This window comes from Aquimonas sp., from assembly GCF_044377145.1.
Taxonomy (GTDB): Bacteria; Pseudomonadota; Gammaproteobacteria; order Xanthomonadales; family Xanthomonadaceae; genus Aquimonas.
In genome coordinates, this window is the sequence record NZ_JBILJQ010000038.1 from 29,433 (window position 1) to 48,656 (window position 19,224).

Here is a 19,224-nt window from a genome sequence, read left to right on the forward strand (position 1 = left end):
CACACACGACACGACCTCATGCCTCCGGCAAGCTGCTCGCGGCTGCGTTGCGCCTGTCCTCGCTGCTTAGAGGTCAAGCGCCCACAGCGCTTCGAATCCATCGCGGAAAATCGCGTCCTCGCGCGGGGCGCGGCAGCGTTCCGCCTGGGCGCCATCGACGATCAGGTTGAAGGCGACATTGGGCGGAAACACGGGCGTACCGCTGCCCTCGGCGACGATGAACCATCGACCGGGCGCGCCGGGCCCGCTGGCCGCCCGGTACTCAAGGCTGTAGCGCTGCGGGTTGTTGACCGTAAGGCCATTCAGCGGATCGTCGACGCGGCCGACCACGGGTGCCGCGCAGGGGTTGTCGTCCAGCAGCGGATGCTCGATGCGCAGCTCGCGCACGCTCTGGCCGCCGGGGCTCAGCTGCGCGGCATTCGGCGAAAGCAGGGGGGCCACGAGCAGATGGAACTTGAGGGCGGCAGGCATGGCGCTGCCGTCCTCGTTGCGCACCTGCCAGCGGCCGCCGCCAGCGCTGGTCCAGGCCAGCCCGATCGGCACGTCGTGGTAGGCGCCTTCCCAGCGGTGCAGGGCAATGGCGATCGCGAAGTTCAGGCCATTCAGCGAGGCATGTTCGATGCGCGAGAGCGCGCCGCTGCTGTTGGCCGCGCTCGTCAGGTGGGAGAAGCCGGTCTTGCTGGCGACCGGGGCGATCACGTGGAAGCGCTGTCCGATCCCCATGTTGACGCTGCTGTCCTGGTGGAAGATCGACCAGCCGCTCGCGCTCTGCGGGTTGAGATAGACGCCGAGGTGCTGGCCGCTGGCGGGCGTGCCGGGCAGCGTGCGCTGCGGGCTGACGGCGACGCTGTCGGTCTCGTTGAGCGAGGTCGGAAACGGCTGGAGAAAGGTCTCGTTGAAGAAGCTGGTCTCCGCCGTCGCGGTGATCACCGCCGCGCCTTCGCCATTGGCCTCGAAGGCGCCGATATCGACGCTGCCAAGCGCCACTCGGCGTTCGCCATCGGCATCGAAGCTGAAGCCTGTGGCGTCGCTCGCGCTACCGGCGTTGACGGCGGCCGAGCTTGGGCGCAGACGCGGATGTTCCATCGACTCGACCTGCGGGTCGACGTTGAGCGTGCCCGGGCCCGGCGTCCAGCTGTCGCCGGTCGTGACAAACACAAGATTGTTGGCGTTGGTGATGTTGCTGGCTTCCAGCCGCACACCGCTCACGCTCTGCCAGGCGATCAGGTTGTTGGCCACGCGCAGGCTGGTCGGTGATGTGCCGCCCAGCCCGGCGGCGGCGAGGCCAAGCTGTCCCTGCAGCAGGCTGTTGTTGACGATCACGCCCGTGCCGCCGGGCACGTTCATGACCAGCGCGTACTGCTCCCCACTGGTGCCGACGATCAGGTTGTTCTCCGCGCGCAGGGTGCTGCCCGCGCCGCGGGTATGCAGATACAGCGCGGTGTCCTCGCGCGGGCCGAACACGCGGTTGGCGCTGGCGCGCGCGCTGCCGCCTCCGACCAGGTTGTAGGCGGTGATGCCGAAGCTGCTGCGGCCGCTGCCCGGCAGCACACGGTTGCGGAACAGATTCACGTTCAGCGCACCCGTGCCGTTCTGATTGACGCAGAGGCTGCCGAAGGCGTCCGCCGCGCGCGCGGCGCCGCGTGCGACCACGCTGTCGCCGATGTTGATCTGACGCGCCGAGCTTCCGCCCAGGTTGACCTGCAGCCCGCATTGGCCGGATTGCTGGTCGCTCGCCCCCAGTTCGAGCACGCGCAGGCGCTGCAGGTCGATGAGGCCCCCGTCCACGGTGCTGAGGTCGGTCACCACCACGCCGCCGCGGCGGAAGCTGAGATCAGAGAGGCGAACGGTGTGGCTGCCTGCACCGAGGTTCACGCGCAGGCTGCGCTCGGTGGCGAACACCGCGTCGATGCCGGAAGCGGCGCGCAGGTTGATCGAACGCGTGATCTCGATGCTCTCGTCGATCGGCGTGTAGCGGTCGGGGTTGTTCAGCTCGTCACCGACGATGCGGATGGTGTCGCCAGCGGCGGCGTTGTTGATGCAGGCCTGCAGGCTGCCGGCGCAGGGGCCGCCCAGCACGGTGTCGGGCCACAGCCAGTCGGCGGCCCGACTGGCTGTGGGCAGGGCGCAGAGCAGGGCTAGCAGCGGGGCGACTGCATGGGGCAGGGCGGGGTGGGGACGTTTCATGGCGTGCTCCGGGGATGTCCTGACGCACATGCGTAGGACGGGGCCGATTCCGTGCATCCACCCCTGCCGGGCGCCCGCCGCTGGCCCTATAGTTCCGCCCCGACACAGCCGAAGCCGGATTCCATGCCCTTTCTGCCCGCACCCCTCCTGCTCGTCGTCGCCGCGGCCGCAAGCCACCCGGTTGCTCGCGCATGAGCGAGGGCCTGGCCGAGGCGCTCTCGCGCGAGCTGGGCGAAAGCCTGAGCGCGGGCCTGACCGGCCTGCTGGCGCGGCTCGATCCGGCACAGCCGGGCGCGTTGGATCAGCTCATTGCCGCTGCCCAGCACGACCTGCGCCGAATCGCGCGGCGCGAACGCCTGTCGATGGGCGCGGGCGAAACCCTGTCCACCACCGCACTGGTCAACGAGGCCTACCTCAAGCTGGCTGGCGCGCGCCTGCCCGAGCAGGTGGATCGCAGGCTGTTCTTCGGCATTGCCGCGCGCTGCATGCGCCAGGTGCTGGTCGATCACTTCCGCGCGGCGCGCGCTGACAAACGCGGCGGCGGCGCCCTGGCCCTGTCGCTGTCGGCGGCCGAGGACGTGCCGGCCGAGGCCGGCGTCGATCTGGTCGAACTCGATGCTGCGCTGGTCGCGCTGGAGAAGGTCAGCGCGCGTGCCGCTGAAGTGGTGCAGCTGCGTTACTTCGCTGGACTCACCGATCGCGAGATCGCCGAGCTGCTGCAGGTCAATGAGGTCACCGTGCGCCGCGACTGGCTGAAGGCCCGCGGCTGGCTGTTCGGCTTCCTCGGCGGCGCGCCGGCGTGAACCCGGCCAGCGGCGGCCAGGGCGGCATGGACGCTGAGCGCTGGGCGGCGCTGTCCGAGCGCCTGGACGCGCTGCTCGATCTTCCGGTCGACGCCCGCGAGTCGCTGCTGGTCGATTTGGCCGTCGACGAGGCCGAGGCCCTGCGCGGCTGGCTGCGCGCGATCGAGCAGTCGGCGGGCCTGCTGGAGCGCGAACCTGAGTCCGAGGGTGCGGCCGCGGCCCCGGATCGGGTCGGGCCCTGGCGCCTGATCGCTGCGGTCGGGCGCGGCGGCATGGGCGAGGTCTGGCGCGGCGAGCGCACCGATGGTGCGTTCGAGCGCGCGGTCGCGATCAAATTCCTGCGTCTGGATCGCCCGCAGGCGGCGCGCAGCATCGCGCGCGAGCGCGCCCTGCTGGCGCGCCTGCGGCATCCCGGCATCGCCCAGCTGCTGGACGGCGGCGTCAGCGCCGACGGCCGGCCCTGGCTGGTTACCGAATGGGTCGAGGGCCGCGGCTTCGACGCTTGGCTGCGCGAGGCGGGTCCGAGCCTGCGCGAGCGTGTGGCGCTGGTGCTGGCGCTGGCGCGGGCGGCGGCCTACGCCCACGGCCAGCGCGTGCTGCATCGGGATCTGAAGCCCGCCAACGTGCGCGTCGAGCCCGACGGCAGCCCGCGCCTGCTCGACTTCGGCATCGGCGAGCTGCTCGAAGCCGAGCCCGGCATCACCCGCGAGGCCGCGCTGACGCCTGAGTTCGCCGCGCCCGAGCAGCTGCGCGGCGAGCCCGCGGACGTGCGCAGCGACGTGCATGCGCTGGGCTCGCTGCTGTGGTTCGCGCTGTGCGAGCGGCCGCCGCACGGCAGCGATGCACGCGCCTTGGCCGAGCTGGTCGAGCGGGTCTGCCAGCGCGATGCGGAGCCGCCGAGCCGGCACGCCCGCGTCGATGGCGTCGATGCCGATCTCGATGCGATCGCGCTGAAAGCGCTGGCCCGCGCGCCGCAGCAGCGCTACGCCAGCGCCGATGCGCTGGCGCTGGATATCGAGCGCTGGCTGGCCGGCGACAGCGTCGCCGCGCGCCTGCCCGGCCGAGCCGAGCGCCTCTATCGGGCCCTGCGGCGACATCCGTTGGAATCCGCTCTGGGCCTGGCCCTGGTGCTGGCTCTGGCGGGCGGCGTTCTGGTCGCACGCCAGGAAACGCGTCGCGCCGATGCCGCGCGCCTGCAGGCCGAGCAGGCCCGCGATGCCGCGCTGGCCGAAGCCGACCGCGGCGAGCGTCTGGTCGACACCTTTGCCGGCCTGTTTGCCCAGGCCGGCGCCGAACAGGCGCTGACCGCCAATGCCTGGCTGGACCGCGCTCGCGATGCCGCGCTGCGGCTGGTCGAGAGCGATGCCGCTGCGGGCCAGGCCCTGCTGGTGCGCCTGGCTGCCGTCGAGCAGGACCGCGGCGAGCATGCGCGCGCGCTTGGGCTGTTGGAGCGACTTGACAGCCAGTCCGAGGATCTCGATCCCGCACTGCGCGCACGCGCCGGCTGCCGCCGCGGCAGCGCGCTGGCCATGCTGGGCCGCGAGGCCGAGGCCATCGCTGTCTACGCCGCCGCGATCGTCGACGCCGATGCCCTGCAAGGGAGCGCGCGGCTGGCGCGCATCGACTGCCTGCAGGGGCGCGCCAACCTCGCCCTGTACCGCGGCGAGGCGCAGGCGGACGAGCTTGACTTGGCCGCGCAGGCGCTGGCCGAACTCGATGCCTTGAGCGCCAGCGGCGATCTGCGCTGGCGTCGCGCCAGCCTGCTGTACACGCTGGCGGCCCTGCTGGATCTGTCGGGTCGCGACGCCGAGGCCGCGCAGCGCTACGGCGAAGTCATGGCGCTCGATGAAGCCCTGGGCACTACCGACAGCACCGACCACGCCACCCTTATCGCCTCGCGTGCCGGCGCCCTGCAGCGCGCCGGCGACTGGGCCGCGGCCGACGCCGACTACACCCGCGCCGTCGCCCTGCACGCGCGATTGGCGCCTGAGCACCCCAACCTCGGCTCGCACCGCGCCAACCTCGCCGGGCTCAAGGCGCTGCGTGGCGACGCCGAAGGCGCGGTCGCGCAGGCCGAGGCGGCGCTGGCGATGTCGAACCTGCACGCGGTGGGTCGCGCCAACGCGCTGTACGCGCTGGGTCAGGCGCAAGCGATGCTGGCTGAGCACGCCCAGGCCCTCGCAAGCCTGGACGCCGCGGCTCAGGCCTACATCGAGTCGGGCCAGCCGGCACGGGCGCTGCGTCCACGCATCAAGCAGGTCCACGTGCATGTGCTGGCGCAGCAGTGGGACGCCGCCCAGGCGCTGTACGACACCCTGGACGCCGAAGCGCGCGATGCCCAGCCCGCCCAGCGCGCCGAGCTGCTGCGCGAGGGCGTCGCGCTGCAGCATGCGCGCGGCGATCTCGACGCCGCCCGCGCGCTGGCCGAGGTCCTTGACGCTCTCGCGCTGAGCACGCCGGCCGGGCACCCGCTGCGCCAGCTCGTCGCACTGGAGCAGCTGCAGCTGCGCGCCGACGCCGGCGAGCCGGTGGCGGCGGAGATCGAACGCCTGCAGGCCACGCTGGCGAAGCAGCTCGCGTCGACGCATCCGGCTTTGAAGCCGCGGCGCTGAAATCCGACGCAGCCCTTCGGCACGAGTGCCGCGCTGTATGGACTCCGCCAAGATGTCAGCCGACCTGCATGGCCTGTACTGCCCTCTGGCGGATCACCCCGACCAGCGCCGCGAGGCCCGTTCTGCCGGTCGGCGAGAGAGGCTTGGCGTGGGAGAACTCAGATTCAAGAGCATCCGCAGCATGTCCGGGACCGGCCACACGCCAGGCACGCCCCTCAAAGGCGATCAGTTTCTCGACAGCCGAACTGGAGCCCGCGTCCTGGCATCCAATGTCACCGAGGGACCTACAGCTCTTGAGCGATGCAGTTCGATCAGGATGCCGTCGTGCCAGGCACACAAGTGGAAGGGGCCGCTAACTCTGCTCGCTGTGCCGCTCGTGTAACCTCTGGCGCCGGCTCGATACGCGAGCGTCCTGCGAGAACGCGAATGCTGCACCGGTGGATTGCGGCTCGGTCATGGGGTCAACCTTGCCCTCGTAGCAGTCGGGTGTCGATCGCGCTTGCCGCGTGTGTGGCCTCACCGCAGGTCTTTGCGGGTGCCTCACACCTGCTGTTTTCGGTCGGCGGACAGGATGGGAACAGTGCGCGCCCGGCCACTCTGCAGATCTTCTTCACGCCATCGGTGGAGAGCGTTCGCCTTCTCCGTTTCGAGGTTCCGTTCCCTGCAAGCCGCTACCAGAGCGTCAGGACGCCAGGCTGCTTCAGCAGTCGTCGATGCCACTTCAACGAAGAGTCGCGAGTTCTGGTTGTCGCAGCGGAAGCGGAGCCCGAGCAGTCCCTTTCGGCCGAGCTCCTGTGCGAGGTGGATGTTCGGTTCCAGGCCGACGTGGCTTCGGGGATCTACCCGCTGTCAATCGAAAGCCTGCAGGTCCATTCCAGCGGCAGTGGCGATCCTGCGTTGACGTGGTCGGGCAATTCCATCCAGGCCTTGGATGCCTCGCAGGGGAGCACGGCACTCGCCTTCTCTCCTGCTCCGGATCTCGACTGTGATGGAACGATGCCAGCCCTGCGCGCTGACGCTGAGGGTCGCGCACGTGTCAGCATCGAGGCCTTGGAGCCCTTGGCGCGGGCACCTTTGGCCCTGAGTTGCGGCGTCAGCAGCGGCCTCATCGAAGTCTCCGGCTTGGAGCAGTCGTTTCCAGCCCAGCCGCTGCAGCCCATTGAGATCCACTGCGCCCAGGCGCGCGATGGCGCGCTTGAGGAACTGATCTGTCTGGAGGGCAGCAGCGGAGGCGAGCGCGGCTTGCGCTGGACTATCGACTGCGCCGGGGCCTTGTTCGAAAGCGGGTTCGAATCGCTGTAATACACGCTGAGCCGCGCCAGCAGCCGCTCAGCCTCGACATGAGTACGATGCCGATCGCGAGAGATTTCCTGAACGCATGCACTCTTCCGGCGCCGGCACTTCCGCGCTGAAATCGAGCGCAGCGCTTCGGCCTGAGCGCAGCGTCGAATCGTCGGCTCGGCCTCAGCTGGCTTGTATGGCCCGCGCGGCCGTCTGCCGAATCACCCCCAACAGCGCCGCCAGCCCATTGCTGCGCGTCGGCGAGAGGTGCTTGGCGAGTCCGATGTCAGCGACGTAGGTCGGCTCGGTGGCGGCGATCTCGCTGGCGCTGCGGCCGGAGTAGACGCGCAGGGCCAGATAGATCAGGCCGGAAACAATCGTCGAGTCGCTGACGGCGTGGAAGACCAGTCTGTCGGCATCGCCTTCCGACACCACCCACACCATCGACTGGCAGGCGGTGAGGCGGTTGGCTTCGGTCTTCCACTCGTCGGGAAACACGGGCAGTTTTTTGCCGAGGTCGATCAGGTACTGGTAGCGCTCGGACCAGTCGCTGAAGTAGCCGAACTCCTCGGCGATCGTCGCCTGTGCTTCGGCGGCGGTCAGCTCCAGCGGGAACGGCGACTCGCGGGTGATGGCGCTCATCGAAGCGCCCTCATCCGGCGCGCTTCCAGCGGCAGCCCTGCGGCGTGTCTTCGAGCGCGATGCCCTCGTCGGCAAGCTGCTTGCGGATGGCATCGGCGCGGGCGAAGTCGCGTGCGGCCTTGGCGGCGACGCGCTCTTCGACCAGGGCCTGGATGCGGGTGTCATCGTCCGCGCTGACGCCGCGCGCGAACCAGGCTTCCGGCGCCTGCTGCAGCAGGCCGAGCGCGCGGCCGGCGCCGAGCAGTTGGGCCTTGATACTCGCTCGCTCAGCGCCTTCGCTGCGCCGCGCATCGGCGGCGATCCGCTGCAGCTCGGCCAAGGCCAGCGGCGTGTTCAGATCGTCCGCCAGCGCCTGCTCGACGGTGTCGGGAATCACCGCCGCGCCGGCTTCGACATCGGCCAGATCGCGCAGGGTGCCGTACAGCCGATCCAGCGTGCGCACGCTCTGCTCGATCACGCCTTCGGACCAGTCCAGCGGCTGCCGGTAGTGGGCCGACAACAGCGCCAGCCGCAACGCTTCCGGCGGATGTTCCTGGACCAGGTCGTGCACGCGGCGGATGTTGCCGACCGACTTCGACATCTTGCTGCCGTCGAAGGTCAGCATGCCGTTGTGCAGCCAGTAGCGCGCGAACACCTTGCCGCCATGGGCGCAGGTGCTCTGCGCGATCTCGTTTTCGTGGTGCGGGAACTGCAGGTCGACTCCGCCGGCGTGGATGTCGATGGTCTCGCCGAGATGTGCCTCGCACATCGCCGAGCACTCGATATGCCAGCCCGGACGACCGCGGCCCCAGGGGCTGTCCCAGCCGGGCAGGTCGGGCGTCGAGGGCTTCCACAGCACGAAGTCGCCGGGGGCGCGCTTGTAGGGCGCGACCTCGACGCGGGCGCCGGCCAGCATCTCGTCGGTGCTGCGCCGGGAGAGTGCGCCGTAGTCCTTGTAGCTGTCGACCGCGAACAGCGCGTGGCCGTCGGCGGCATAGGCGTGTCCGCGCTCGATCAGGGCCTCGATCATCCGGATCATCTGCGGGATGTGATCGGTCGCGGCGGGCTCCAGATCCGGCGGCGGCACACCCAGCGCCGCCATGTCGGCGCGATACGCGGCGGCGAAGCGATCGGTGATCGCGCTGATCGGCACGTTCTGCTCGCGCGCGGCGGCATTGATCTTGTCGTCGACGTCGGTGATGTTGCGGGCGTACACCACCTGGCCGAAGTGCCGGCGCAGCAGGTCGGACAGCACGCCGAACACCACCGGCCCGCGGGCGTTGCCGATGTGCACGTAGTTGTAGACGGTCGGGCCGCAGACGTAAAAGGTCACGCGATCAGGGTCTTGCGGCCGGAACGGCTCGACCTGGCGGCTGTTGCTGTTGAAGAGTCGGATGTCCATAGCGCGACAGTCTAGCGGCTCGTCGCCGGCGCTCGCAGGGGCGGGGCGGCGGCTCCGGCATCGGAATATCGCTCCGCCTGCGGCGCGCTTAACGGATTTCTACAGCGCTGATTCAGGGCCGGCCTGATTGAATCCAGCAGGTTCGCGCCGGCACAAGGCGCGGCAGCGCCCGCTTTCGACCCGGCATCCAAGATCGCGGCGACCGGGCACCCTCGATACCGGTATCCCGATCCGCCGCATCCCAAGGAGTCCGCAATGCCGAAGCTCACGGCCGTTACGCCCCGTCATCGCCTCGCCACGTCGCTGGCGTTGTTCTGTGTCGCGGGGGTAGCGCTGGCGCAACCGTCGGGCCCCGCCGCGGAGAACGTCCGCTTCACCTATGCCACCGTGCTGAGCGCGACGCCGGTCTACGAGACCATCCGTTTCAGCGAGCCGGAGGAACAGTGCGAAGACCAGCGCGTGGTGTATCGGGAGCGCGATGACGGTACCGCCGGTACGGTGGTCGGTGCGATCATCGGCGGCGTCGTTGGCAACCAGGTGGGCGGTGGCAGCGGTCGCCGCGCGGCGACGGTGGCGGGTGCGATTGCCGGTGGCGCGATCGGCCGCAATGTGGATCGCAACAACAGCCCCGAGCGCGAGTACGAGAGCAACGAGCGTCGCTGTCGCGTGGTCGATGTCAGCCGCGAAGAGCGCCGGCTTTCTGGTTTCGACGTCGAGTATCGGCTGAAGGACGAGGTCTACTTTGCCCGTCTGCCCTACGATCCTGGCAACAACCTGCGCGTGCGCGTCAGCGTCACCCCGGTCGAGTAGTCCGGCGAATTCTTCAGTCGAAAGTCTCATGCCCGGCAGGCTTGCCGCTCTGCGGGGCCTGTGCCAACATCGCCGCCCTATGCTGACTGCTCCCTTCAACGCCGACGTCCTGACCAGCGCCCGTATGGCTTCTGGCATGACCTCGCGCGCGCGTCGACCGGAATCCCACATCGCTGGGTAATTCCGCGCGTTGCAGCCCGCACGCAGTTTCACGGAAAGCCCGGCCCTGTGCCGGGCTTTCTTGTTTCTCACCCTTCGAATCCACGTCTGCGAGATCGACCGATGAGCGCATCCCCGATGAACCATTTCCTCAACACGCAGGATTGGAGCCGCGACGGCTTGAACGGCCTGCTGGAGCAAGCGGCCGCGTTCAAGCGCAGCCCGCGCGGCGAGCAGATGCGCGGCAAGTCGATCGCGCTGGTGTTCTTCAACCCGTCGATGCGCACCCGCACCAGCTTCGAGCTGGGCGCGTTCCATCTGGGCGCCCATGCGGTCGTGCTGCAGCCCGGCAAGGACGCTTGGCCGATCGAGTTCGAACTCGGCACGGTGATGGATGGCGATACCGAAGAGCACATCGCCGAAGTGGCGCGGGTGCTGGCGCGCTATGTCGACCTGATCGGCGTGCGCGCGTTTCCGAAGTTCCAGGACTGGTCGATTGATCGCGATGACCGCGTGCTGCGCGCCTTCGCAAAGTACTCGACCGTGCCGGTGATCAATATGGAAACGATCACCCATCCGTGCCAGGAGTTGGCACATGCGCTGGCCCTGCGCGAGCACTTCGGCACCGACGACCTGCGCGGCAAGAAGTACGTGCTGACCTGGACCTATCACCCCAAGCCGCTGAACACGGCCGTCGCCAACTCCGCGCTGACCATCGCCACCCGCCTGGGCATGGACGTGACCCTGCTGTGCCCGACGCCGGAATACGTGCTGGACGAGCGCTACATGCGCTGGGCCGCCGACAACGTCGAAGAAGCCAAGGGCAGCTTCCGCGTCAGCCACGATCCTGATGAAGCCTATGCCGGTGCCAACGTCGTCTACGCCAAGAGCTGGGGCGCGATCCCGTACTTCGGCCGCTGGGACGAAGAGAAACCCATCCGCGACGCGCACAAGCACTTCATCGTCGACGAACGCAAGATGGCCCTGACCGACAATGGCGTGTTCAGCCACTGCCTGCCGCTGCGCCGCAACGTCAAAGCCACCGACGGCGTGATGGATTCGGCCGCCTGTATCGCCATCGATGAAGCCGAGAATCGGCTGCATGTGCAGAAGGCGGTGATGGCTTCGCTGCTGCGCTAGCGCGCAGCGGGATTGGGGATTCGGGATTCGGGATTCGTTAGAGCTGCTTCGTTGCGGCGTCCCGAAAGTCCCGTGCCCCGTGGACCTGATCGCCTTTCAAAATCCGCTTCGTTTGCTCGCCCTCTCCCCAAGGACCGCCGCATGCCCGCTTCGACGAATCCCGAATCCCGAATCCCCACTCCCGGCTCCAAAATCGTGCTGGCCTTCTCAGGCGGCCTCGACACCAGCTTCTGCATTCCGTGGCTGAAAGAGCGCGGCTACGAGGTGCACACGGTGTTCGCCGATACCGGCGGTGTCGATGCCGAGGAGCGCGCCTACATCGAGGCGCGTGCGCATGAGCTGGGCTGCGCCAGCCATGTCACTGTCGATGGTGGCCCGGCGATCTGGGGCGGTTTCGTTAAACCTTTTGTGTGGGCGGGTGAGGGCTATCAGGGCCAGTACCCCCTGCTGGTGTCGGACCGCTATCTGATTGTCGATGCCGCGCTGAAGCGCTGTGCCGAGCTCGGCACCAAGCTCATCGCGCACGGCTGCACCGGCATGGGCAATGACCAGGTGCGGTTTGATCTGGCGGTGAAAGCGCAGGGCGACTACGTCATCGTCGCGCCGATCCGCGAGATCCAGAAGGAGCACACCCAGACCCGCGCCTATGAGCAGGCGTATCTGGAGGAGCGCGGCTTCGAAGTGCGCGCCAAGCAGAAGAGCTACACCATCAACGAGAACCTGCTTGGCGTGACCATGTCCGGCGGCGAGATCGACCGCTGGGAGGCACCGGGCGAAGGCGCGCGCGGGCTGTGCGCGAAGCGCGCTGACTGGCCGACGGCACCGCTGCAGGTGCGGATCGGTTTCGAGCAGGGCGAGGCGGTGTCGATCAACGGCGAACGCATGCCCGGCGCGCGGATTCTGGCCTGGCTCAATGCCGAGTTCGCCAAGTACGGCGTTGGCCGCGGCATGTACACCGGCGACACGACCATCGGCCTGAAGGGCCGGATCATCTTCGAAGCACCGGGCCTGATCGCCCTGCTCACCGCGCATCGAGCGCTGGAAGAGGCGGTGCTGACCAAACAGCAGAACCGCTTCAAGCCCGAGATCGCGCGCAAGTGGGTGGAACTGGTTTACGAAGGCTTCTACCACGACCCGCTGAAGGCGGATCTCGAGGCCTTCCTCGCCAGCTCGCAGGCCAAGGTCAATGGCGAAGTGACGCTGGAAACCCAGGGCGCGCGCGTCGATGCGGTCGCGATCAGCTCGAAGCACATCCTGCACGCGAAGGGCGCGGTGTACGCGCAGTCGGCCGACTGGGGCGTGGAAGAGGCCGAGGGCTTCATCAGGCTGTTCGGAATGAGCAGCACACTGTGGGCCGAGATCAACAAGTAGGCGCTGCAATGAGCTTTCAGCTGCATGTTCTGGCGCGGTCCAGCCTCGATACCCCGGTGTTCGAGGCGCTGGTTGCCCTGTTCGACGGCTACCGGATGTTCTACGGCCAGCCCGGCGATCTCGCGCTCGCCGCGGGCTTTCTGCGCGAGCGCATCGAGCGCGGCGAGTCGAGCGTGTTGATCGCACTTGCCGACGATGGGGCAGGGCTGGGCTTCACCCAGCTCTATCCGCTGTTCTCGTCAGTGCGCGCAGCGCGCATCGAGATCCTCAACGATCTGTTCGTCGCGCCGTGTGCGCGTGGCCAGGGCGTGGGGCGCGCACTGCTGCGTGCCGCAGAGGACTTGGCGCGAGCTCGCGGCGCCGTGCGGTTGGTGCTGTCAACCGCGCTCGACAACCATCCGGCCCAGGCGCTGTATGCCGCAGCCGGCTGGACCCGCGACGACGCGTTCGTGGAGTACGCGAAAACGCTGTAGCGCGCAGAACTCTGCGCTTCTGGTGCCGGCGCCTGGACGCTCGACGCCCGATTGAGTGCACCCAGGCCTGCTCTGCTTGCGCCCACGCAGGCAACCACTGATCAAGGTGATTCACCATGGCACTGCTCGAATCCATTCTTCCGCACCTCGAAAAGCTGGTGTCCTTCGACACCCGCAATCCACCGCGTGAGATCGGGCGCTCGCTTTTCGACTATCTGCAGCAGGCGCTGCCGGGCTTCACCTTCCAGCTCACCGACTTCGGCGCGGGTGCGATCGCCCTGCTGGCCGTGCGCGGCAATCCCAAGCGCGTGTTCAACGTGCACATGGACACCGTGCCCGACTCGCCTCACTGGAGCGCTGACCCGCACGTGCTGCGCGTCACCGCGGACCGCGCGATCGGTTTGGGCGCCTGCGACATCAAGGGCGCGGCCGCCTGCCTGATCGCAGCAGCGGAACAAACGCGGGGCGATGCGGCCTTCCTGTTCACCACCGACGAAGAGGCTAACGATGCGCGCTGCATTGCCGGCTTCCTCGCCCAGGGTCATGGTTTTGCCGAAGCCATCGTCGCCGAACCGACCCAGGCGCGCGCGGTGCTCGCGCATCGCGGCATCAGCTCGGTGCTGATGAAGTTCAAGGGCACCGCGGGCCATGCCTCGGGCGCGCAGGCGATGGAGCAGAGCGCCCTGCATCAGGCGATCCGCTTCGGTGGGCGCGCGCTGGATTTTGTTCAGAGCCAGGCCGATGAAGTCTTCGGCGGCCTGCAGGGCCTGCGCTTCAACATCGGCCGCGTCGATGGCGGCATCAAGGCCAATATGATCGCGCCGGCGGCCGAGCTGCGGTTCGGCTTTCGCCCGCTTCCCTCGCATTCAATCGACGGCCTGCTGGACACCTTTCGCGGCTTCGCGTCGGCCGACGCACTGGCCCATTTCGAGGAAACCTTCCGCGGCCCGTCACTGCCCAGCGGCAATGATGCCGCCGCCAAGTTCGAACGCGCGCAGGCGCTGGCCACTGAACTCGCCTTGCCGGTCGGCCCGGCGGTCGATTTCTGGACCGAAGCCTCGCTGTTTTCAGCAGCCGGCATGACCGCACTCGTCTATGGCCCGGGCGACATCGCCCAGGCGCATACGGCTGATGAGTGGGTTGAGTTGGCGCAGCTGGAAGCCGTCGCCCAGACCTATCTGCGCCTGTTTGCCTGATCGGCAAGCCCGCGCGCCGTAAAATCGCAGTGAACTAGAACAGTGCGATCAAGCCCCTCTCCCCTCGTGGGAGAGGGGTTGGGGAGAGGGGGCCAAGCCTTGCGGCAAGCCCCGTCCCCCTCTCCCTCGACCCCTCTCCCTCCAGGGGAGAGGGGAGCAAAGCGATCGACTTCCGACCTCAACGAGCGACCCAAGCGCGCTCCCTTACGACTAGTCCCCCGCAGATCCCCATGGCCAAAGAACTCCGCCCCACCATCGTCCGTCTGCTCTCCAACATGGCCTCGGCCAAGGAGATCCAGCAGTACCTCAAACGCTTCTCGCAGGTCGATGCCGAGCGGTTCGCCTTGGTCAAGGTCGGCGGCGCCATCCTTCGCGATGAGATGGATGCCCTGGTCAGCTCGCTGGCCTTCCTGCAGCAGGTGGGCTTGACGCCGATCGTGCTGCATGGCGCCGGCCCGCAGCTCGACGATGAGATGAAGGCCGCCGGCATCACCAAGCAGACCCTCGACGGCCTGCGCGTGACCACGCCCGAGGTGCTGCGCATCGTCCGCCGCGTGTTCATGAGCGAGAACCTGCGTCTGGTCGAAGCCCTGCAGATGGCCGGCGTGCGCGCGACCTCGATTCCCGGCGGCGTGTTCGAGGCCGACTTCCTCAACAAGCGCAAGTACGGTCTGGTCGGCAAGGTCACCACGGTGCACACGGAAGGCATCGAGGCGGCGATCAAGGCCGGTTCGATTCCGGTCATCACCAGCCTGGGCGAAACCGCCGGCGGGCAGATGGTGAATTTGAACGCCGACTGGGCCGCGAATGACCTGGTCAAGCAGCTGCAGCCCTACAAGATCGTGTTCCTGACCGGCACCGGTGGCCTGCTCGACGGCGAAGGGCAGGTGATCGATTCGATCAACCTGTCGACCGAGTACGAACACCTGATGCAGCAGGACTGGTTGCACTCCGGCATGAAGGTCAAGATCGAGCAGATCCACGACCTGCTGATGCAGCTGCCGCCTTCGTCTTCAGTGTCGATCACCAAGCCCGATGAGCTGGCCAAGGAATTGTTCACTCACCGTGGTTCCGGCACCCTGGTGCGGCGCGGCGAGAAGATCCATGTCCGCAAGAGTTTCAAGGGCGTGGACATGAAGCGCCTGCAGGCGCTGATCGAATCGAGCTTCGGCCGCAAACTGGTCAAGAACTACTTCGACACGGTCAAGCCCTACCGCGTCTACGTGAGCGAGCACTACCGGGCGGCGTTGATCCTCACCCTGGAGAACGGCATCCCGCATCTGGACAAGTTCGCAGTCAGCGACGACGCCCAGGGCGAGGGCCTGGGCCGCGCCGCCTGGCAGGTGATGCGCGCCGAGAACCCGAAGCTGTTCTGGCGCTCGCGACGCGAGAATGCGATCAACGATTTCTATTTCGCGGAAAGCGACGGCTGCCTCAAGGGCGAGAAGTGGAACGTGTTCTGGTACGGGCTGGAGGCGTTCGACGATATCCGTTTCGCGGTTGAGCATTGCCGGCAGCGCCCGGCCACGCTGAAGGGCTGAGATGGAGCCGATCACCGCGCCGAAGGAGCTGATCGGTCAGCACGTGCATTTGCTGCCGCTATCGCGGGCGCATATGCCGGCGCTGGTGCAGGCGGCCAGCGACGGCGAGCTGTGGAACCTGCGCGTCACCAGAGTGCCAAGTGCCGACACCGTCGAGGCTTACGTCGCGCGCGCACTGGATGATCAGGCGCAGGGCAGCGCGCTGGCGTACGCCGTGCTCGATGCGCGGGGCGATGTCGTCGGCAGCACGCGCTGCTGCCATATCGACTGGAGTCTGCCGCGACTGGAGATCGGCTACACCTGGTACGCCCAGCGCGTGCAGCGCACGGCGCTCAACACCGAGGCCAAGCTGATGCTGCTTCAGCAGGCCTTCGAACACTTCGGCTGCGTCGCCGTCGAGCTGCGCACCCACGCGCAGAACCTGCGCTCGCGCGCGGCCATCGAGCGTCTGGGCGCAAAGCAGGACGGCATCCTGCGTCAGCACATGCGCATGCCCGATGGTCATCTGCGCGACACCGTGGTGTATTCGATCCTTGATTCGGAGTGGCCGGAGGTGCGGGCGAATCTGATGCAGCGCCTGGGGCGTGAGGTGCAGTCATGAGCGACCTGTCCCGCCGGGTTGGCCCCTTTGGCGACCACGCAAGTCGAGTAGGTTGGGATAAGCCAAAGGCGCATCCCAACGTCGCAGCAGCGGTTCTTGCGATGCGCGCTGTTGGGCCGCGCTGCGCTTGGCCCAACCTACTTGACGCGGCGCTCGGCATGCCGCGCACCGCCAACAAACCTCGTCCTGCAGGCGGCACAAGGCCTGGAGTTCGCACCCCATGAATCCCGAGTTTCGCATCGCCCTGATCGGCGCCCGCGGCTCTGTCGGCAGCGAGTTGATCCGCCTGCTCAGCGCGCATCCGCAGTTCGAGCGAGTAGGTTGGGATAAGCCGAAGGCGCATCCCAACGTCGCAGCCATCGTTCTCGCGACACGCGGTGTTGGGCCGCGCTGCGCTTGGCCCAACCTACGGAATACGGTCCTTGGCAGGCCGCGCACCTTGAACCCGTCTTATCCAGCAAGCGCCCCAACGCCCGGAGACAGCACCCCATGAGTTCCAAGATCCGCATCGGCCTGATCGGCGCCCGCGGTTATGTCGGCAGCGAGTTGATCCGCCTGCTCAGCGCGCATCCGCAGTTCGAGCTGGGCTTTGTCAGCTCACGCGAACGCGTGGGTCAGCGCGTCTGCGATTTCGAGTCCGGGGTAGATCCGGCTCTGAACTATGTCAACTTCGGGCCCGAAGCCGCCGTCGCCGCGCGTGCTGATGCCCTGGTGCTCGCGCTGCCAAACGGCAAGGCGCACGAGTTTGTCGCGGCGGTGGATTCGGCGGGCCTCGACCCGGCGCTGCTCGACCTCTCCGCCGACTACCGCTTCGATGCGCGCTGGTACTACGGCCTGCCCGAGCTGACCCGCGTGCGTGCGCCGGGCGAGCGACGCATCAGCAATCCCGGCTGCTATGCCAGCGCGATGCAGCTGGCGATCGCGCCGCTGTGTGGACGCATCCTCGGCCCGGTGCAGTGCTTCGGCGTCAGCGGCTACAGCGGCGCCGGCACCAGCCCGTCCGACAAGAACAACGTCGAGCTGCTGCGCGACAACCTGATGCCCTACAGCCTGTCGGGGCACATCCATGAGCGCGAGGTCAGCATCCAGCTGGCCGAGGACATCGAGTTCATGCCGCATGTCGCCGCGCATTTTCGCGGCATCACCATGACCGTAAACCTGCATCTGGAGGCGCCGACCTCGGTCGCCGAGTTGGTCGAGCTCTACCGCGCGCGCTATGCCGGTGAGCCGCTGATCCGAGTGACGGATACCGCGCCCTGGGTCAGCCGCATCGCCGGCAAGACCGGCGTCGAGATCGGCGGTTTCACGGTGTCGGCGGATGGCCGCCGCGTGGTGATCGTTTCCACCCTGGACAATCTGATGAAGGGTGCCGCCAGCCAGGCCCTGCAGAATCTCAACCTCGCCTTCGGCCTCGACGAGTTCGCGGGCCTCAACGCACAGGAGCGCCTGCCGTGAGTGGACTGCTGTGGCAGAAGCCCGGCGTCAAGGTCGACGCCCGCATCCAGGACTTCCTGGCCGGCGAGGACGTGATCCTCGACCGCGAGTTCATCCGCTTCGACATCACCGCCAGCCGCGCGCATGCGCAGGGCCTGCAGCGCATCGGGATTCTGAGCGCGGATGAGCTGGCCGGTATCGAGCGCGAACTGAGCACCCTGGATGCGGCGATCGTGTCCGGCGAATTCGTGCTCGACGCGCGCTTCGAGGACATGCACAGCGCCATCGAGGCCTGGCTGACCGACAAGCTCGGCGACGCCGGCAAGCGCATCCACACCGGCCGCAGCCGCAATGACCAGGTGCTGGTGGCGACGCGGCTGTGGCTGAAGGATCGGCTCAGCCGCCTGCATGCGATCTGCGTCGAGACGGCGACCGTGGCGCTGGATCGCGCTGAGATCGAACGCGCGCTGCCGTTGCCCGGCTACACCCATCTGCAGCGCGCGATGGTGTCGAGCTGCGGCCTGTGGTGGGCGGCCTGGGCCGAGGGCTTCATCGACAATGCCCAGCGCGCCCGCGACACCCTGGCCTTGATCGACGCCAATCCACTCGGCAGCGCGGCCGGCTACGGCATCAACCTGCCGCTGGATCGCGACCACACGACAGCCGCACTCGGCTTCGGCCGCATGCAGCTGGCGGCAACCTATGCCCAGCTCTCGCGTGGCAAGTTCGAGCTGGCGGCGGTCGAGGCGCTGGGCTCGGCGACGCTCGATCTGCGCCGGCTGGCCTGGGACTTGTCCCTGTTCACCGCCGCCGAGTTCGGCTTCGTCAAGCTGCCGGCCGAGTACACCACCGGCAGCTCGATCATGCCCAACAAGCGCAACCCGGATGTGGTCGAACTGATGCGCGCGGTGCACGCCTCGGTGGCAGGCGCGCGGATCGAACTCGAACAGCTGCTGAGCCTGCCCTCGGGCTATCACCGCGATCTGCAGTACACCAAGGGCGCGATTTTCCACGCTTTCGGCCGCGGCCTGACCGCGTTGGAGCTGCTGCCGGATCTGCTGCGCAACCTCGAATGGGTGCCCGAGCGCATGCGCGCCGCGCTCGAACCCTCGATGTACGCGACCGACCTCGCAGTCGAACTCGCCCGCGACGGCCTGCCCTTCCGCGAGGCCTACGTGCAGGCCGCCGACCCCGCGCGCTGGGCGCAGCGCGATCCCGAAGCCAGCATCGCCGAACGCGTGTCGCCGGGCGCTTCGGGGCAGCTGCGGCTTGAAGTGCTGCGGGAGCGTCTGGCTGCGCCTTGAGGGCGGGATTCGGAGTTCGCAGCTCGCGAGCTGCGTGCTGCGTTTGCAGGACAAAGATCTCGATCGCTTGATCAACGGCCTCAACCGCGCCCGTGGACTGGCCGAAGTCCGCTTCGCCAAGCATTGATTGGTGGTAGCGCACGTTCCACAGCGCGCCACCGAGTGTCGCATCCCGGACGAATGCATCCTGCATAATCGGTCAGCGCTGCTGGTCGGACGAGAGGTCTTGGTTGGCCTGCTGACCGAGCTTTCCGCTCCGAGGACTGCATGAACATTCGCCTGCACAAGA

The 19,224-nt window shown here is 67.9% G+C and carries 16 protein-coding genes; 13 read left to right on the forward strand and 3 right to left on the reverse strand.

The window, feature by feature from the left end:
- Window positions 1-66 precede the first annotated feature (66 nt).
- On the reverse strand, window positions 67-2,187 hold the full coding sequence (locus ACIQ7H_RS12575; protein WP_395791953.1) for a choice-of-anchor Q domain-containing protein: 2,121 nt from the start codon (window positions 2,185-2,187) through the stop codon (window positions 67-69).
- Window positions 2,188-2,378: 191 nt separating this feature from the next.
- Here ACIQ7H_RS12575 and ACIQ7H_RS12580 point away from each other — a divergent pair, with 191 nt between their 5' ends.
- The 3 genes from ACIQ7H_RS12580 (at window position 2,379) to ACIQ7H_RS12590 (ending at window position 6,904) form a co-directional block, all read left to right on the forward strand.
- Entirely contained in the window at window positions 2,379-2,990 is a 612-nt protein-coding gene (locus ACIQ7H_RS12580) for an ECF-type sigma factor (RefSeq protein WP_395791955.1), read from the forward strand.
- Window positions 2,987-5,602 carry a protein kinase gene (locus ACIQ7H_RS12585; RefSeq protein WP_395791957.1) on the forward strand — a complete coding sequence of 872 codons (2,616 nt, stop codon included), beginning with the start codon at window positions 2,987-2,989 and terminating at the stop codon, window positions 5,600-5,602. Before ACIQ7H_RS12580 ends, ACIQ7H_RS12585 begins: the two co-directional genes overlap by 4 nt.
- An 801-nt stretch (window positions 5,603-6,403) precedes the next feature.
- Entirely contained in the window at window positions 6,404-6,904 is a 501-nt protein-coding gene (locus ACIQ7H_RS12590) for a hypothetical protein (RefSeq protein ID WP_395791959.1), read from the forward strand.
- Window positions 6,905-7,066: 162 nt separating this feature from the next.
- On the opposite strand, the gene ACIQ7H_RS12595 is transcribed toward ACIQ7H_RS12590, so the two are convergent.
- Together ACIQ7H_RS12595 and cysS are read right to left on the reverse strand one after the other, a co-directional pair.
- The gene (locus tag ACIQ7H_RS12595) at window positions 7,067-7,525 is read right to left on the reverse strand and encodes a SufE family protein (RefSeq protein WP_395791961.1); all 459 of its coding nucleotides are present in this window, start codon (window positions 7,523-7,525) and stop codon (window positions 7,067-7,069) included.
- A gap of 10 nt (window positions 7,526-7,535) precedes the next feature.
- Window positions 7,536-8,906, reverse strand: a complete 1,371-nt coding sequence (gene cysS, locus ACIQ7H_RS12600) for a cysteine--tRNA ligase (protein WP_395791963.1) — start codon at window positions 8,904-8,906, stop codon at window positions 7,536-7,538.
- A gap of 255 nt (window positions 8,907-9,161) precedes the next feature.
- On the opposite strand from cysS, the gene ACIQ7H_RS12605 reads away from it, so the two are divergent.
- The 10 genes from ACIQ7H_RS12605 (at window position 9,162) to argH (ending at window position 18,935) form a co-directional block, all read left to right on the forward strand.
- The gene (locus tag ACIQ7H_RS12605) at window positions 9,162-9,716 is read left to right on the forward strand and encodes a glycine zipper 2TM domain-containing protein (RefSeq protein ID WP_395791965.1); all 555 of its coding nucleotides are present in this window, start codon (window positions 9,162-9,164) and stop codon (window positions 9,714-9,716) included.
- Window positions 9,717-9,998: 282 nt separating this feature from the next.
- Window positions 9,999-11,015 carry an N-acetylornithine carbamoyltransferase gene (locus ACIQ7H_RS12610; protein ID WP_395791967.1) on the forward strand — a complete coding sequence of 339 codons (1,017 nt, stop codon included), beginning with the start codon at window positions 9,999-10,001 and terminating at the stop codon, window positions 11,013-11,015.
- 141 nt (window positions 11,016-11,156) lie between these two features.
- Window positions 11,157-12,386 (forward strand): argininosuccinate synthase, encoded by a 1,230-nt coding sequence (locus tag ACIQ7H_RS12615; protein WP_395791969.1) that lies wholly within the window; start codon window positions 11,157-11,159, stop codon window positions 12,384-12,386.
- Between the two features lie 8 nt (window positions 12,387-12,394).
- Window positions 12,395-12,859, forward strand: a complete 465-nt coding sequence (locus ACIQ7H_RS12620; protein ID WP_395791971.1) for a GNAT family N-acetyltransferase — start codon at window positions 12,395-12,397, stop codon at window positions 12,857-12,859.
- Between the two features lie 116 nt (window positions 12,860-12,975).
- Window positions 12,976-14,055 (forward strand): acetylornithine deacetylase, encoded by a 1,080-nt coding sequence (locus ACIQ7H_RS12625; RefSeq protein ID WP_395791973.1) that lies wholly within the window; start codon window positions 12,976-12,978, stop codon window positions 14,053-14,055.
- A gap of 230 nt (window positions 14,056-14,285) precedes the next feature.
- Entirely contained in the window at window positions 14,286-15,596 is a 1,311-nt protein-coding gene (locus tag ACIQ7H_RS12630; RefSeq protein ID WP_395791975.1) for an acetylglutamate kinase, read from the forward strand.
- A 1-nt stretch (window position 15,597) separates the two neighbouring features.
- On the forward strand, window positions 15,598-16,197 hold the full coding sequence (locus ACIQ7H_RS12635; protein ID WP_395791977.1) for a GNAT family N-acetyltransferase: 600 nt from the start codon (window positions 15,598-15,600) through the stop codon (window positions 16,195-16,197).
- A 220-nt stretch (window positions 16,198-16,417) separates the two neighbouring features.
- Window positions 16,418-16,690 (forward strand): hypothetical protein, encoded by a 273-nt coding sequence (locus tag ACIQ7H_RS12640; protein WP_395791979.1) that lies wholly within the window; start codon window positions 16,418-16,420, stop codon window positions 16,688-16,690.
- Entirely contained in the window at window positions 16,687-17,652 is a 966-nt protein-coding gene (gene argC / locus ACIQ7H_RS12645) for an N-acetyl-gamma-glutamyl-phosphate reductase (protein WP_395791981.1), read from the forward strand. The genes ACIQ7H_RS12640 and argC overlap by 4 nt, the downstream gene beginning before the upstream one ends.
- Window positions 17,649-18,935 carry an argininosuccinate lyase gene (argH, locus tag ACIQ7H_RS12650; RefSeq protein WP_395791983.1) on the forward strand — a complete coding sequence of 429 codons (1,287 nt, stop codon included), beginning with the start codon at window positions 17,649-17,651 and terminating at the stop codon, window positions 18,933-18,935. Before argC ends, argH begins: the two co-directional genes overlap by 4 nt.
- Window positions 18,936-19,224 lie beyond the last annotated feature (289 nt).